Genomic DNA, 14,627 nt, shown 5'->3' with positions numbered 1-14,627 from the left:
GTAGCAAATATTATCAAAAACCGACATTTGGTTAAAACCTAACCCGTGTGGCAAAAACGTAAAAAATTTAATAATTCAGCGTGTTAACGTGCTACTTTTATTCTCAACGTAACGGTTGTTATAGGCGTTCTCTTTTTATCCCACAGGGGCAAAGGCTATATAATGAGATCAGGCAGATATATTGGCGTAATGTCCGGCACCAGCCTTGATGGTGTGGATGTTGTGCTAGCCGCGATTGACGAACATACGGTTGCTCAGCAGGCCAGCTACTGTCACCCGATCCCGCAGGATATCAAGATGGCCATCCTGGGGATGTGTCAGGGGCAGGCGGTGACGCTGTCGGCGCTGGGGCAGTTGGATACACGTCTGGGCATCTTGTTTGCCGAAGCGGTGCTGACGCTGCTTAAAGAAACGGAACTGAGGGCTCAGGATATTACCGCGATTGGCTGCCACGGGCAGACGGTCTGGCATGAGCCCACGGGCGATGCGCCTTGTACGTTGCAGATCGGCGATAATAACCGCGTTGCTGCCTTAACTGGCATCACGACCGTAGGGGATTTTCGCCGCCGAGATTTGGCTTATGGCGGGCAGGGCGCGCCGCTGGTGCCATCGTTCCACCATGCGTTGTTATTGCATCCTGTCGAACGACGTATCGTGCTCAACATCGGTGGCATCGCCAATCTGTCGCTGCTGGTGCCGGGTGCGCCCGTGCGCGGTTACGACACGGGGCCCGGAAATATGCTGCTGGATGCTTGGATCTGGCGACACTGCGCGCAGCCGTATGATAAAGATGCCGTGTGGGCGATGAGCGGTCAGGTGAATCCGCTATTGCTACGTCGCATGCTGAGCGATCCTTATTTTGCGTTACGGGCACCGAAAAGCACTGGGCGTGAGTATTTCAATCTGGGCTGGCTGGAAAGAATGCTGGCTGGCCTGCCGCCGATCGCGCCGCAGGATGTTCAGGCGACGCTGGCTGAGTTAACGGTTGTGAGCATTGCTGAACAGGCGCTGTTGGTCGGTGGATGCGAACGCTTACTGGTTTGCGGTGGTGGCGCACGTAATCCGCTCATTATGGCGCGTCTCTCGGCGCTGCTGCCGGGTATCGAAGTCAGCACGACGGATGAATACGGCGTGAGTGGCGATGATATGGAAGCGCTGGCGTTTGCCTGGCTGGCCTCTCGCACGCTATCAGGGCTGCCGGGCAATCTGCCGTCCGTCACGGGGGCGAGTCAGGAAACGGTGTTAGGCGCGATTTATCCGGCCAACGCGGATTAATCAGATTTTGCCGAGAGGTTCATCGTTATCCTCTTGTTAAACTTAAATGAGCGGCAGCGCCAGTTGCCGCCATCGACAAGAATGACAGGGGAAAAAAATGAAACGATTACTGACAGGGACAGCGCTTATTCTGCTGAGCGGATGCAGCTATTTTGGTCATAAACAGACGGTGGAAACGCTGCATTATCAATGCGGCACAATGCCGCTAACCGTGACGCTACAGCAGGGCGGTGAAGCGACTCCACAGGTGAGTTTCCTGCTGGACGGTGAACGTCTCACGCTCCCTCAAGTAGTATCTGCTTCTGGCGTCAGATACAGCAATGACACTTACACATTCTGGAGCAAAGGCGATCGTGCATTTATCCAACGGGGTGAACGAGTTATCATCGACGACTGCGTGTTGGCTCCGATGTAACTGACGCCGCACGCTAGTGGTGTCGCTGCTGATTGCGATTTTTCGGGTACGGGAGCAAAATGGGATTTTCGCCCGCTTCTGGCCCGACATTGCGACAGCAGGATATTATGACTCAGGAACGCTCCCCTTCTGACGGTTCTCCTCTTATTCAACCCGCCGATATTGCCGACATTCGCCGTGAATACACGCGTGGCGGGCTTCGTCGTAGCGATCTTCCCGCGAACCCGCTGGATTTATTTGAACGCTGGCTGAAGCAGGCCTGCGATGCAAAACTGGCCGATCCTACCGCGATGTCTGTCGCGACCGTGGATGAGCACGGGCAGCCTTACCAGCGTATCGTTCTGCTGAAACACTATGATGAGAAAGGCATGGTGTTTTATACCAATATGGGCAGCCGCAAAGCCCATCATCTGGAAAACAATCCGCGCATCAGCCTGCTGTTCCCTTGGCATATGTTAGAGCGGCAGGTCATGGTGCTGGGTCGCGTAGAGAAGCTGCCAGCGCTTGAGGTGCTGAAGTATTTCCACAGCCGTCCGAAAGACAGCCAGATTGGCGCGTGGGTATCAAAGCAGTCCAGCCGGATTTCAGCGCGTGGCGTGCTGGAAAGCAAATTTTTGGAATTGAAGCAAAAATTCCAGAATGGCGAGGTGCCTTTGCCGAGTTTTTGGGGGGGCTTCCGCGTCGTTATCGATTCTGTCGAGTTTTGGCAGGGCGGAGAACACCGCTTGCATGACCGCTTTTTCTACCAGCGGCAGGACGAAGGCTGGCAGATCGATCGTTTAGCGCCTTAATCGCGAAATATCCGTGTTAAACGCTGGCGCTCCTATCATCAGCACTTTATCCTATGAAGTTTCGCGTTGACTGGGCATTGCGCGGCGATATGGCGTTCATAGCCTGTTGCATAAAGTCATGCAGCAGCGAAATCATCATGCGACAGCAGACAGGTATGCTGCGCATCTCTCACGGCGTTGTGCGTAAACCCAACGGGAACGTAACGGCCTATTTTTATAAAAATGGAGTTATCGATGGCGAGTAGTAACCTGATTAAACAATTGCAAGAGCGGGGCTTGATTGCCCAGGTGACGGATGAGGAAGCGTTAGCAGAGCGGCTGGCGCAAGGGCCAATTGCACTGTATTGCGGTTTTGATCCCACCGCTGACAGCTTGCATTTGGGGCATCTGGTGCCGCTGCTCTGCCTGAAACGCTTCCAGCTGTCTGGCCACAAGCCGGTTGCGCTGGTTGGCGGTGCCACGGGGCTGATCGGTGACCCAAGCTTTAAAGCTACAGAACGTAAGCTGAACACGGCTGAAACCGTGGGTGAGTGGGTAGAGAAAATTCGTCGTCAGGTTTCCCCATTCCTGGATTTTGACTGCGGTAACAACAGCGCGATCGCGGCGAATAACTACGATTGGTTCGGCAATATGAACGTGCTGGATTTCCTGCGTGATATCGGCAAACACTTCTCCGTTAATCAGATGATTAGCAAAGAAGCCGTCAAACAGCGTTTAAACCGTGATGACGTCGGCATTTCGTTCACCGAGTTTTCCTACAACCTGTTGCAGGGATACGACTTTGCCTCGCTGAACAAGCAGCATGATGTCGAGCTGCAAATCGGTGGTTCTGACCAGTGGGGCAACATCACGTCCGGTATCGATTTGACGCGCCGCATGAACCAGAAACAGGTTTACGGTTTGACTGTGCCGCTGATCACCAAATCTGATGGGACGAAATTCGGCAAAACGGAAGGCGGCGCAATCTGGCTGGATGCCAGCAAGACCAGCCCTTACAAATTCTACCAGTTCTGGATCAACACGGCGGATGCCGATGTGTACCGCTTCCTGAAATTCTTCACGTTCATGAGCCTCGAAGATATCGATGCACTGGAAGAAGAAGATAAAAATAGCGGCAAGGCTCCACGCGCGCAGTACGTGCTGGCGGAAGACGTGACCCGTATGGTTCACGGCGAAGCAGGTCTGGAAGCGGCTCGTCGCATTACACAAAGCCTGTTCTCTGGCGCATTGCAGGATATGACGCAGGACGACTTTGCGCAGCTGGCGCAAGATGGTATGCCGATTATCGAACTGGAAAACGGTGCGGATTTGCAACAGGCGTTGGTCAGCGCGGAGCTAGTGCCGTCACGCGGTCAGGCTCGTACGATGATCTCTTCGAATGCGGTCACCATTAACGGCGAAAAACAGGCTGACCCTGAATACACCTTCAGCGATGCTGACCGTCTGTTTGATCGCTACACCTTGCTGCGTCGCGGCAAAAAGCATTACTGCCTGATCTGCTGGAAAGCATAAGCATTACCGATAAGGGAGCGTTAGCTCCCTTTCTTCTTGTAAGTTGAGGCGCACAGGCGCTGGCAAGGATCTGAGTCATAGCTAATGAAAAATATACTTTCCATCCAATCACATGTCGTTTTTGGTCATGCCGGTAACAGCGCGGCAGAGTTTCCGATGCGTCGGATGGGCGCAAACGTTTGGCCGTTGAATACGGTGCAGTTCTCTAACCATACCCAATACGGTCACTGGACGGGGTGTGTGATGCCCGCCAGCCACCTGACCGAGGTAGTGCAGGGAATTGCGAACATCGATAAACTGAAGACCTGTAATGCGGTGTTGAGCGGCTATATCGGATCCGCCGAGCAAGGGGAACATATTCTGGGTATTGTTCGCCAGGTGAAAGCGGCTAACCCTGATGCGCTGTACTTCTGCGATCCGGTGATGGGTACGCCGGAGAAAGGCTGTATCGTCGCGCCCGGTGTGTCTGATTTCCACTGCCAGCAGTCGCTGCTCGCAGCCGACATTATCGCGCCGAATCTGCCTGAACTGGAGCTGCTGGGTGGCCGTACTGTGCATAACGTGGCGGAAGCCGTAGAGACCGCGCGTGCCCTGTGTGAAAAAGGGCCCAAAATCGTTCTGGTAAAACACCTGAGTCGTGCAGCCACGCGTGAAGACAGCTTTGAAATGCTGCTGGTGACGCCGACGGATGCCTGGCACATCAGCCGCCCGCTGGTAGAGTTTGAACGTCAACCTGTCGGCGTGGGCGATTTAACCAGTGGATTACTGCTGGTGAACTTGCTAAAGGGCGTGGCGTTGGATAAAGCGCTGGAGCACACGACGGCGGCGGTCTATGAAGTCATGCTGGTGACGAAAGAGATGAATGAGTATGAGCTACAGCTGGTTGCGGCTCAGGATGGGATTGCCAATCCGCGTCATCACTTCCAGGCGATTCGCCTGTCGTAAAACGTATAACGCCCCGACTACCGGGGCGTTATTGCATGTTAACCTTTCAACCTTTCAACCTTTCAACCTTTCAACCTTAAGCGCGGTAACGACGGAAGGGCGCTCGGCAATATGGTCGAGGTAAGCCGCCAGTGCAGGGTAGCGGAACATATCCAGTTTTAGCGACTGCGCCCAGCGCATCACGGTAAACAGGTACGCATCTGCGATACTAAAGCGGTTGGCGACCAGATAGTTCTGTTCACTCAACACCAGATTGATATAGCGGAATTTGACCTGCAAATACTCCATCAGCAGCTCTTTATACGTTTCCGGCGTGCCAGGACGGAAGAGCGGCGTAAACGTTTTGTGCAGCTCAGCAGAAATGTAATTCAGCCATTCGACCGTATGGTAGCGAGCAATACTCCCGGTGGGAGCGATAAGGTTACAGTGCGGAACCAGATCGGCAATGTACTCGGCAATAGCGACACCTTCAGTCAGGATAGACCCGTCATCCAGCTCTAACGCTGGCACCATCCCTTTCGGGTTGATGAACGTATAGTCGGTTCCACGCTCTGTCTTTTTCGTGCGCAGATTGACCTTCTCCAACTTGAATTCCAATTTGGATTCGATCAAAACAATGTGCGTAAAAAGAGAACTGCTTTCAGCTTTGTAAAACAGTTTCATGGAAACCCCTTCCTATTATTATTTTTCCATCAACACATGCGCTGATGATTGTTGAATAACGACATGTCGTTTTTTTACAACAAAACGTAACGGGAGAGTGTGAGGCCTCTTGCAAAATACTCCTTATGTATGATTTTTGCGTGAAATTTGGGCGATTTTGGCGGCGCAAAATCAAATTTTCATACGTTATTCCAGGGCGACCTTATGGGTTCTAACGGCGGCGATCGGTAAAGCCATATCGTGTGTGACAGATGCCGCTTTTGGCTGAGGCAGAAACCGCAACATTACGGATGGTGAGGGCGACTTCTGGGTCGGCAAGATCGTGAGAGGCAGAGGAGAGAAAGGATAGGTCTGGGAGGCGTTTTTCGGCGCATGACTTATAGCGGTTAATTAATCATTGCTAAATCTGTTGATAAGAAAAATTTCATTAGTGACAAGTTTCGTATTTTTCATGATACCGTCGATTTAAGTTATTTCCCCATGGTGAGCGTCTAATGGATATTCAAAAATAACAATAGGAAAAGGTATGAAGGGGAACTATTGCAAAGTGAAGTTAGTTAAATTACCCCTTTATTTATCGCATGTAATAAAAGAGGGGTAGTTATGTCCAACGGTTTTCGTAACGCGCGTGCAATATTAATGAGCAGCGACGTTTCCAATTATACGTTACATCTCGTCGACATTTTTTCTATCAGTAATGGAAAAATAAATACGCTTCCCGAGTAACTATTATCACCACATCAAGACACAGAGAATACGCCGATAAAAATCGGATAAGCCGTAGGCTGCTTACGCCTAGGCGTTAGGCGGCTCATGTTGGCTAATAGTGCGTATTGTCTGATTCTATTCATTATCATGAGGTTACTATGAAAAAGAACAGGTTATTATTTTTTATAGCCTTGGCTATTCTTCTCGGGATTGTTGTCGGCGGCGCCTGTCATTCTTTATTAACGGAGCAGGAGGCCAAAGAGGTCGTATCCTACTTTAATTTAGTGACCGATGTTTTTCTGCGCCTGATAAAAATGATTATTGCGCCATTGGTATTCGCCACCTTGGTTTCTGGTCTTGCTAGCATGGGGAATTCTTCTTCCGTTGGCCGAATAGGGCTGAAGGCGATGGTGTGGTTTATTTGTTCTTCCGTGGTTTCTCTTTTTATTGGCATGATGTTAGCAAATATCTTCGAGCCAGGCGTTGGAATGAATCTCGCTATTCCAAGTACGCCAATAGCGGTAGATACCGGCGTGAATACCGGTGGATTTACACTGAAAAGCTTCATTGCCCATATATTTCCACGCAGCATCGTCGAAGCGATGGCGAATAACGAAATATTGCAGATTCTGGTGTTTTCCATGTTCTTCGGTTCCGCGCTGGCTTTTGTGAAAGGCCAGAATAAACATGCTGTCACGATGGAGTCGATGATAGAGGAACTGGCGAAAGTGATGTTCCGGGTGACGGACTATGTCATGCGGTTAGCGCCTCTGGCCGTATTTTCCTCGCTGGCGTCGTCTATTACGACCGAAGGGCTGGGGCTTCTCCTCGACTTTGGCAAAGTCATTGGTGAGTTCTACCTGGGTCTGGCGCTGCTATGGGGGCTCATGTTTGGTGCTGGTGCACTGTTCCTCGGTAAGAAAGCAACCTGGGGCCTAATCAAACTGCTGCGTGAACCCAGTATGCTGGCATTTGCGACCGCCAGCAGCGAAGCGGCTTATCCAAAAACGATGGAAGCGCTTAGCGAATTTGGCGTTCCCAAAAAAATCACCAGCTTTGTACTCCCGTTGGGGTATTCCTTTAACCTTGTCGGTTCCATGATCTATCAGGCTTTTGCCATTCTGTTTATCGCACAGGCTTACAATATCCACTTAAGCTTGACGGAGCAGACCCTGATTCTGCTGACGCTGATGATCACCAGTAAAGGTATGGCTGGCGTGGCGCGTGCCGCGGTTGTGGTGGTAGCCGCTACCTTACCGATGTTCAGCTTACCCGAAGCGGGCATTTTGCTGATTATTGGTATCGATCAGTTCCTGGACATGGGCCGCACGGCGACCAATGTGATTGGTAACGGTATGGCGACCGCGGTTGTTGCCAAACTGGAACGAAACCATGACCTGGAAGAGCAAGACCATGCCGACGAAGAAGCACCCGTGATGGCAACGGGAAATGTCTAAATTAACGTCAGGTTAATGCACTGAGACAGACGGCCTTCGGGCCGTTTTTCTCTTTTTTCTTCACTCGCCTCCGTACGCTGCCGTGACTGTTTTTCATCCCCTTCACGTTCCCATTGGCGTTTATTCTGATTTGCTTCTTTTCAATAGCTAACGGCTATCGCTGCGTTCATATCGTATTGTTGCAAAAACGTTATTTTTTGTTTGTGTTATCTTTAAATAAGACCGCAAGCTCAGGCTGGTTATTGATTAATCGCCCGATGCAGAATAACGAATAGCAAGTTCATTTGGGAGGAAGCATGTCATCACACCTTCGCGACACTTGTCTGGACACACTGACGGTACAGAAGCAGATTTACCATTACTACAGCCTGCCAAAGGCGGCGAAAACGCTTGGCAACATTGATAAATTACCGAAGTCGCTCAAAGTGCTGTTGGAGAACTTATTGCGTCATCAGGATGGCGATACGGTAGAGCAGGCCGATCTTCAGGCGGTCGTAGACTGGCTGAAGACCGGCCATGTTGACCGGGAAATTGCCTATCGTCCCGCACGCGTACTGATGCAGGATTTTACCGGCGTGCCCGCCGTGGTCGATCTGGCGGCGATGCGAGCGGCGGTGAAACGGCTGGGCGGTGATGTGAATAAGGTTAACCCGCTATCGCCGGTCGATCTGGTTATTGACCACTCGGTGACGGTTGACCACTTCGGCGATCGTCAGGCGCTTACGGATAACACGCAGTTGGAAATGGCGCGTAACCGTGAGCGTTATGAGTTTTTGCGCTGGGGGCAGAATGCCTTTAGTTACTTCAGCGTCGTTCCGCCGGGAACCGGAATTTGCCATCAGGTGAACCTGGAGTATCTCGCCAAGGCCATCTGGTTCGAAAAGCAGGGCGACAAACAGTTTGCCTACCCCGATACGCTGGTGGGAACCGATTCGCATACCACGATGATTAACGGTTTAGGTGTGCTCGGCTGGGGCGTCGGCGGGATAGAGGCCGAGGCAGCGATGCTGGGGCAACCTGTTTCGATGCTGATCCCTGACGTGGTCGGCGTCAAGCTAAGCGGCAAGATGCGCGAAGGGATCACGGCAACCGATCTGGTCCTGACAGTCACACAGATGCTGCGTAAACACGGCGTGGTCGGTAAGTTTGTGGAATTTTACGGCGATGGACTGGATTCGCTGCCATTGGCGGATCGCGCGACCATCGCCAACATGGCACCGGAATATGGTGCGACCTGCGGCTTTTTCCCTATCGATCAAATCACGCTGGATTACATGCGGTTGACCAACCGTGCGGAAGAACAGATCGCGCTGGTGGAAGCCTACAGTAAGCAGCAGGGGCTGTGGCGCAATACGGGTGATGAGCCGGTATTTACGAGCCAGCTCGCGCTGGATTTGTCGACGGTGGAAACCAGTCTGGCAGGGCCGAAACGCCCACAGGATCGCGTGCCTTTAGCGGGCGTGCCGGAAGCTTTTAAGGCCAGTCGGGAACTGGAAGTCAGCGCGGTGAAGAACCGTTCTGACTATGAAGAATTCACGCTGGAAGGCGAAACGCACCGTTTACAGCAGGGGGCCGTCGTGATCGCCGCGATCACCTCCTGTACCAACACCTCTAACCCGAGTGTGCTGATGACGGCCGGGCTGTTGGCAAAAAATGCCGTAGAGCGCGGTCTGAAAACCAAGCCGTGGGTCAAGACCTCGCTGGCACCCGGTTCGAGGGTTGTAACGGATTACTATGCTAAAGCAGGACTGACACCGTTCCTCGACGAGCTGGGATTCAATCTGGTGGGCTACGGTTGTACCACTTGTATCGGTAACTCCGGCCCGCTGCCGGATGCGATTGAAGCGGCGATAAAAGCAGGGGATCTGACAGTTGGCGCGGTGCTGTCAGGCAACCGTAACTTTGAAGGCCGCATCCATCCGCTGGTGAAGACGAACTGGCTGGCATCGCCGCCGCTGGTGGTTGCGTACGCGCTGGCGGGGAATATGAACGTCGATCTGACGCAAGAACCGCTGGGTGAAGATCGTGACGGAAAAGCTGTCTACCTGAAAGACATCTGGCCGTCGACGAAAGCGGTGGCGGATGCGGTATTGAATGTCAGCGCGGGCATGTTCCACAAACAGTATGCGGCGGTGTTTGAAGGTACGCAGGAGTGGCAAGATATTGAGGTCGACAACAATCCTACCTATCAATGGCCGGAAGAATCGACCTATATCCGCCAGACGCCTTTCTTCCTGGAGATGGGGAAAGAGCCTGAGCCGGTTCAGGATATCCACAACGCGCGCATTCTGGCGATGCTGGGCGATTCGGTGACAACCGACCATATCTCTCCGGCAGGCAACATCAAGCGCGACAGCCCGGCAGGGAAATATTTGCTGGAGCGCGGCGTCGAAACTGCGGAGTTCAACTCTTACGGTTCACGGCGTGGTAACCACGAAGTGATGATGCGCGGGACGTTTGCCAACATTCGTATCCGCAATGAAATGGTGCCCGGTAAAGAGGGCGGCTATACCCGCCACATCCCGTCGCAGAATGAGATGACGATCTATGATGCGGCGATGCGCTACAAGGACGAAAATGTCCCACTGGCGCTGTTTGCTGGTAAAGAGTATGGCTCCGGTTCCAGCCGCGACTGGGCCGCGAAAGGCCCGCGCTTGCTGGGCGTCCGCGTGGTGATTGCCGAATCGTTTGAACGTATTCACCGTTCTAACCTGATCGGGATGGGGATTCTGCCGCTGGAGTTTCCTGACGGCGTGACGCGTAAGACGCTGCAATTAACCGGCGACGAGCAAATCTCGATTACGGGGCTAAATCAGCTGACGCCGGGGGCGACGGTTGAGGTCAACATCACGGATGCCAGCGGCAACACGCAGACCATCAGCACTCGCTGCCGCATCGACACCCGTAACGAACTGACCTACTACCAGAACGACGGCATCCTGCACTACGTTATCCGCAATATGCTGTAACGCTACTCCGCATACTCCTACCGTGCTGGTGCATTTCGTCCTCTGCACCAGCACACGTTTCTTCACATTAAATACTCGAATCCTCCGATGAATTGTGGTTATGTTGTCGTGATGCTAACTATATGGGGAATAAGTAAAAACTATTGCCCAGCCACGCCCCGAATACAACGCTAATGCCGCTTGAGAATGACGGGGATATAACAGGAGGTTATATGAATGAGTTGATCAAAAAACGCTTTAAACATTCGCTGCTGTTTCTCACGCTGTGTGCAACAGGCGCGATGACATCGGCTTTTGCTGCTCAGGTTCCTGCCGGGACGGCGCTGGCGGATAAACAAGAGCTGGTGCGAGGCAATGGCTCAGAACCTGCGTCGTTGGATCCACATAAGGTGGAAAGCGATGTGGAAGGCCACATTATTAACGACTTCTTCGATAATCTGGTTCGCGTGGGCGATGACGGCACCATTCAGCCGCGGCTGGCCGAGCGCTGGGATAATAAAGACAACACGGTGTGGACATTCCACCTGCGGCCTGATGCCAAATGGTCCGATGGTTCACCGATTACTGCGGATGATGTGGTGTACAGCTGGCGACGCCTTAGCGACCCTAAAACGTTGTCGCCTTACGGCACTTACGTCTCCAGCATGTATGTGCAGAACGCGGCGGATATTCTGGCAGGCAAGAAAGCGCCGGATTCGCTGGGCGTGAAAGCGCTGGATAGTCACACGGTTGAAGTCACTCTGGAACACCCGCTGTCGTATTTCCTGGAAATGTCGGCGTACCATGTTCTGGTCCCGCTGCCGAAAGCCGTTATCGAAAAACATCCTGATAACTGGACGCAGGTCGGGAATTTCGTCAGCAGCGGCCCCTATACGCTGAGCGAATGGGTGGTTAACGAACGTATCGTCGGCAAGCGCAATAGCCAGTATTGGGATAACGCGCATACCGTCATTAACAAAGTGACGTACCTGCCGATCAGCTCGCAGGCGGCGGAGCTGAACCGTTATAAATCCGGTGAAATTGATGTCACGGGCATTTTGTCGCCCGTTCAATTTGCATCGCTGAAAAAAGAGTATCCGCAGGAGGTGAAAGTATCACCACAGATCGGAACCTATTTTTATCGCTTCAATACGCAAAAAGCGCCTTTTGACGATCCACGCGTCCGTCGTGCACTGGATCTCAGTTTGGATAAAGATATTATCGCAAACAATGTGCTAGGTATGGGGCAGACGCCGGCTTACAGCTTGATTCCCAAAAACGTAGGCGGTTTCCAGCGCAAGGATCCTGAGTGGGCAAACTGGACGCAGCAGCAGCGTAATGACGAAGCGAAGAAACTGTTAAAAGAGGCTGGGTTTGATGACAAGCATCCGCTGAAATTCAACCTGCTTTACAACACCTCCGAGTCGCATTTACGCGTGGCGATTGCCGCCAGTTCAATGTGGAAGAAGAATCTTGGGTCGGAAGTGACGTTGCAAAATCAGGAATGGAAAACGATGCTGGATACCGTACGTACCGGTAACTTTGAGGTGGTCAGACAGTCCTGGACTGGGGATTACAACGAAGCCAGTACGTTCCTGAATACTCTGGAAACGAATGACAGCAACAACAACGGTAAATTCAGTAATGCACACTATGATGCGTTGTTGAAAAAGGCGCTGACGGCGAAGGATAAGCAGGAGAAGGAGGCTATTTATCAACAAGCTTCGGATATTTTAGATAGCAATATCCCTTTGTTGCCCATCTACTACTATGTCCAGCCGCAGATGGTTAAGACCTACATCGGTGGTTTTTCCCCCAATGTGCGTGGTGATTATTACACGCAAGACATGTACATCCTCAAGCACTGATCCCAATAAAACAGCCGGTTAAAAACCGGCTGTCAGCATTGAAAGAAACGATCCTGACGTGAAGCGGGATCGTTACTTCATATCCAGCAAGTGACCCATTTTGGCCGCTTTGGTCGCCAGATAGTTCTCGTTTTTCGGGTTGCGCCCGACGATTAAGGGCACGCGCTCAACGATATTGATGCCCGCTTCGTTGAGTATTTTCACTTTCTGCGGGTTATTGGTCAGCAGGCGAACTTCATCAACGTCGAGCAGCTTGAACATATCGGCACACAGCGTGAAATCGCGCTCGTCGGCGGCGAACCCAAGCTGGTGATTCGCTTCCACCGTATCAGCCCCCAGATCTTGCAACGCATACGCGCGGATTTTATTGAGCAGCCCAATATTACGGCCTTCCTGACGGTGGTATAGCAGCACGCCGCGGCCTTCTTCAGCGATGTGGCCCAAGGCGGCCTCAAGCTGGAAACCACAGTCGCAGCGCAGGCTAAACAGAGCATCCCCTGTCAGGCACTCGGAGTGCACGCGGGCAAGTACGGGAACTGAACCGGAAATATCACCATAAACCAGTGCAAGGTGATCGTGACCCGTGGCGATCTCTTCAAAACCCACCATCAGAAAATCGCCCCACGGAGTGGGTAACTTGGCTTCCGCCACCCGTTTTAGCTGCATACTTTTCTCCAAAAAATCTGTATCCAAAAAAGCTGTGTCTAAAAAACCATGTTCAAAAACAAGAATGCTGAGGCGAATCCTACTGCTGCCCATCGTGCTTGACCAGCAAAAAAGCCTGTTTAAGAACGTCATAAAAATTGAATTACAACGTGGCCTGACCGCCGTTTGGTTTCAGGTTCGTTGACAGAACTGAGCGCTATTTTACGCCATACTGACAGTCCGTGTCGGATTTTCTGATAGAATTGTGAAAGTTTTGTTGCAAAGCATCATACTGAATTATGGGAAGAAACTATCTGCATTATGGGAAGAGACTATGTACGAAATTGCCAAACGAACCACCATCGGCGCCGCGCTATTACTGATTATGCCAATGATTATCTGGATGAGCGGTTGGCAGTGGCAACCGGAGTATGACGGACTCTGGTTACGCGTACTCTTCTGGATTACCGAAACGGTGACATCGCCGTGGGGCATTCTGACCAGCATTGTGCTAAGCCTCTGGTTTCTCTGGTGTCTGCGTTTTCGCCTGAAGCCTGCGCTCGGTCTGTTGGTCATCATGGCGATTACGGTGCTGATTGGGCAGGGAATCAAATCGGCGATTAAAGAGTGGGTGCAGGAGTCACGGCCCTATGTCGTCTGGCTGGAGAAAAATCATCAGGTGGACGACAGCTATTTCTATTCGCTGCCGCGTAAGGAGCGTTCGGAACTGGTGAAAACGCAGTTGCAGGACCAAACGCAGATTCCACAATGGCTGCGCAGCCATTGGCAGTTTGAAACCGGCTTTGCTTTCCCTTCTGGGCACACCATGTTTGCCGCAACCTGGGCGCTGCTGGGTGTCGGACTGCTGTGGGCACGTCGGCATTATAAAACGGTGGTGATCCTGATGCTGTGGGCTAGCGGCGTGATGGGTAGCCGTCTGGTACTCGGCATGCATTGGCCGCAGGATTTGGTGGTGGCGACGTTAATTAGCTGGCTGCTGGTGGTGGTCGCCAGTTGGCTGGCGCAGCGCTGGTGCGGCCCGCTATCGCTCCAATATGAAGAAATCAAAGAACAGGCGGAGGAGGATGCCGCCGAAAATAAATCCTCGTAGCCCTTGAGTTGTTGTTCCTGTTGTAGGTTGTACTCCATAGTTAATCACCAGTAGCACGTAATCTGCGGATGGCATTCGTCATCCGCATTTTTTATGACGCCGTTTTGTCCGTCACCCTGCGGGCCGTTGCTGACACAACGTTAAAAATTTCTCCCGTCTCTGTTCCTTCCTGATTCTCACCGCTATCGCCTCGCGCAAAATGTAAACAATTTGTGAGCTGCTTCGCTATTCCTGTTTTTGCTGTTGGACAATTTTTCGGTTGGTTGTAAAACTTCATTTGAATGTTAAT

11 protein-coding genes are annotated in these 14,627 nt (G+C 52.1%); 9 read left to right on the top strand and 2 right to left on the bottom strand.

Annotated features, from left to right (window positions below):
- Window positions 1-162 precede the first annotated feature (162 nt).
- The 5 genes from anmK (at window position 163) to pdxY (ending at window position 4,938) form a co-directional block, all read left to right on the top strand.
- Window positions 163-1,275 (top strand): anhydro-N-acetylmuramic acid kinase, encoded by a 1,113-nt coding sequence (anmK, locus tag QWJ20_RS11135; RefSeq protein ID WP_119888617.1) that lies wholly within the window; start codon window positions 163-165, stop codon window positions 1,273-1,275.
- 97 nt (window positions 1,276-1,372) lie between these two features.
- Window positions 1,373-1,690 (top strand): MliC family protein, encoded by a 318-nt coding sequence (locus QWJ20_RS11130; protein ID WP_039467780.1) that lies wholly within the window; start codon window positions 1,373-1,375, stop codon window positions 1,688-1,690.
- Window positions 1,691-1,797: 107 nt separating this feature from the next.
- Window positions 1,798-2,481 (top strand): pyridoxamine 5'-phosphate oxidase, encoded by a 684-nt coding sequence (gene pdxH, locus QWJ20_RS11125; protein WP_095701922.1) that lies wholly within the window; start codon window positions 1,798-1,800, stop codon window positions 2,479-2,481.
- 234 nt (window positions 2,482-2,715) lie between these two features.
- Complete coding sequence (tyrS, locus tag QWJ20_RS11120; RefSeq protein WP_039481051.1) at window positions 2,716-3,993, top strand: tyrosine--tRNA ligase; 1,278 nt, start codon at window positions 2,716-2,718, stop codon at window positions 3,991-3,993.
- Window positions 3,994-4,077: 84 nt separating this feature from the next.
- Entirely contained in the window at window positions 4,078-4,938 is an 861-nt protein-coding gene (gene pdxY / locus QWJ20_RS11115) for a pyridoxal kinase PdxY (protein ID WP_109411202.1), read from the top strand.
- Window positions 4,939-4,992: 54 nt separating this feature from the next.
- On the opposite strand, the gene gstA is transcribed toward pdxY, so the two are convergent.
- Window positions 4,993-5,601 (bottom strand): glutathione transferase GstA, encoded by a 609-nt coding sequence (gene gstA, locus QWJ20_RS11110; RefSeq protein ID WP_119888616.1) that lies wholly within the window; start codon window positions 5,599-5,601, stop codon window positions 4,993-4,995.
- Window positions 5,602-6,467: 866 nt separating this feature from the next.
- Here gstA and QWJ20_RS11105 point away from each other — a divergent pair.
- The 3 genes from QWJ20_RS11105 to QWJ20_RS11095 all read left to right on the top strand — a co-directional run bounded on the left by QWJ20_RS11105 (window position 6,468) and on the right by QWJ20_RS11095 (window position 12,582).
- Window positions 6,468-7,766, top strand: coding sequence for a dicarboxylate/amino acid:cation symporter (locus QWJ20_RS11105; RefSeq protein WP_433992554.1), 1,299 nt, complete (start codon window positions 6,468-6,470; stop codon window positions 7,764-7,766).
- A 296-nt stretch (window positions 7,767-8,062) separates the two neighbouring features.
- Window positions 8,063-10,735 (top strand): aconitate hydratase AcnA, encoded by a 2,673-nt coding sequence (acnA, locus tag QWJ20_RS11100; protein ID WP_433992553.1) that lies wholly within the window; start codon window positions 8,063-8,065, stop codon window positions 10,733-10,735.
- Between the two features lie 212 nt (window positions 10,736-10,947).
- The gene (locus QWJ20_RS11095; protein ID WP_433992552.1) at window positions 10,948-12,582 is read left to right on the top strand and encodes an ABC transporter substrate-binding protein; all 1,635 of its coding nucleotides are present in this window, start codon (window positions 10,948-10,950) and stop codon (window positions 12,580-12,582) included.
- Between the two features lie 72 nt (window positions 12,583-12,654).
- Here QWJ20_RS11095 and ribA read toward each other — a convergent pair whose 3' ends face one another.
- Window positions 12,655-13,248 (bottom strand): GTP cyclohydrolase II, encoded by a 594-nt coding sequence (ribA, locus tag QWJ20_RS11090; protein ID WP_010302319.1) that lies wholly within the window; start codon window positions 13,246-13,248, stop codon window positions 12,655-12,657.
- Between the two features lie 313 nt (window positions 13,249-13,561).
- Here ribA and pgpB point away from each other — a divergent pair, with 313 nt between their 5' ends.
- Window positions 13,562-14,338, top strand: coding sequence for a phosphatidylglycerophosphatase B (gene pgpB, locus QWJ20_RS11085; RefSeq protein WP_010302322.1), 777 nt, complete (start codon window positions 13,562-13,564; stop codon window positions 14,336-14,338).
- The last annotated feature ends 289 nt before the right edge of the window (window positions 14,339-14,627 follow it).

This window comes from Pectobacterium sp. S5, assembly GCF_051707265.1.
Lineage (GTDB): Bacteria > Pseudomonadota > Gammaproteobacteria > Enterobacterales > Enterobacteriaceae > Pectobacterium > Pectobacterium polare.
Note: the sequence above shows the minus strand (reverse complement) of the source record. Positions and strands in the feature narration are given on the sequence as shown.

Coding starts and splice junctions, on each gene's coding strand:
- anmK (WP_119888617.1), top strand. CDS start 163: ATGAGATCAGGCAGATATATTGGCGTAATGTCCGGCACCAGCCTTGAT.
- QWJ20_RS11130 (WP_039467780.1), top strand. CDS start 1,373: ATGAAACGATTACTGACAGGGACAGCGCTTATTCTGCTGAGCGGATGC.
- pdxH (WP_095701922.1), top strand. CDS start 1,798: ATGACTCAGGAACGCTCCCCTTCTGACGGTTCTCCTCTTATTCAACCC.
- tyrS (WP_039481051.1), top strand. CDS start 2,716: ATGGCGAGTAGTAACCTGATTAAACAATTGCAAGAGCGGGGCTTGATT.
- pdxY (WP_109411202.1), top strand. CDS start 4,078: ATGAAAAATATACTTTCCATCCAATCACATGTCGTTTTTGGTCATGCC.
- gstA (WP_119888616.1), bottom strand. CDS start 5,601: ATGAAACTGTTTTACAAAGCTGAAAGCAGTTCTCTTTTTACGCACATT.
- QWJ20_RS11105 (WP_433992554.1), top strand. CDS start 6,468: ATGAAAAAGAACAGGTTATTATTTTTTATAGCCTTGGCTATTCTTCTC.
- acnA (WP_433992553.1), top strand. CDS start 8,063: ATGTCATCACACCTTCGCGACACTTGTCTGGACACACTGACGGTACAG.
- QWJ20_RS11095 (WP_433992552.1), top strand. CDS start 10,948: ATGAATGAGTTGATCAAAAAACGCTTTAAACATTCGCTGCTGTTTCTC.
- ribA (WP_010302319.1), bottom strand. CDS start 13,248: ATGCAGCTAAAACGGGTGGCGGAAGCCAAGTTACCCACTCCGTGGGGC.
- pgpB (WP_010302322.1), top strand. CDS start 13,562: ATGTACGAAATTGCCAAACGAACCACCATCGGCGCCGCGCTATTACTG.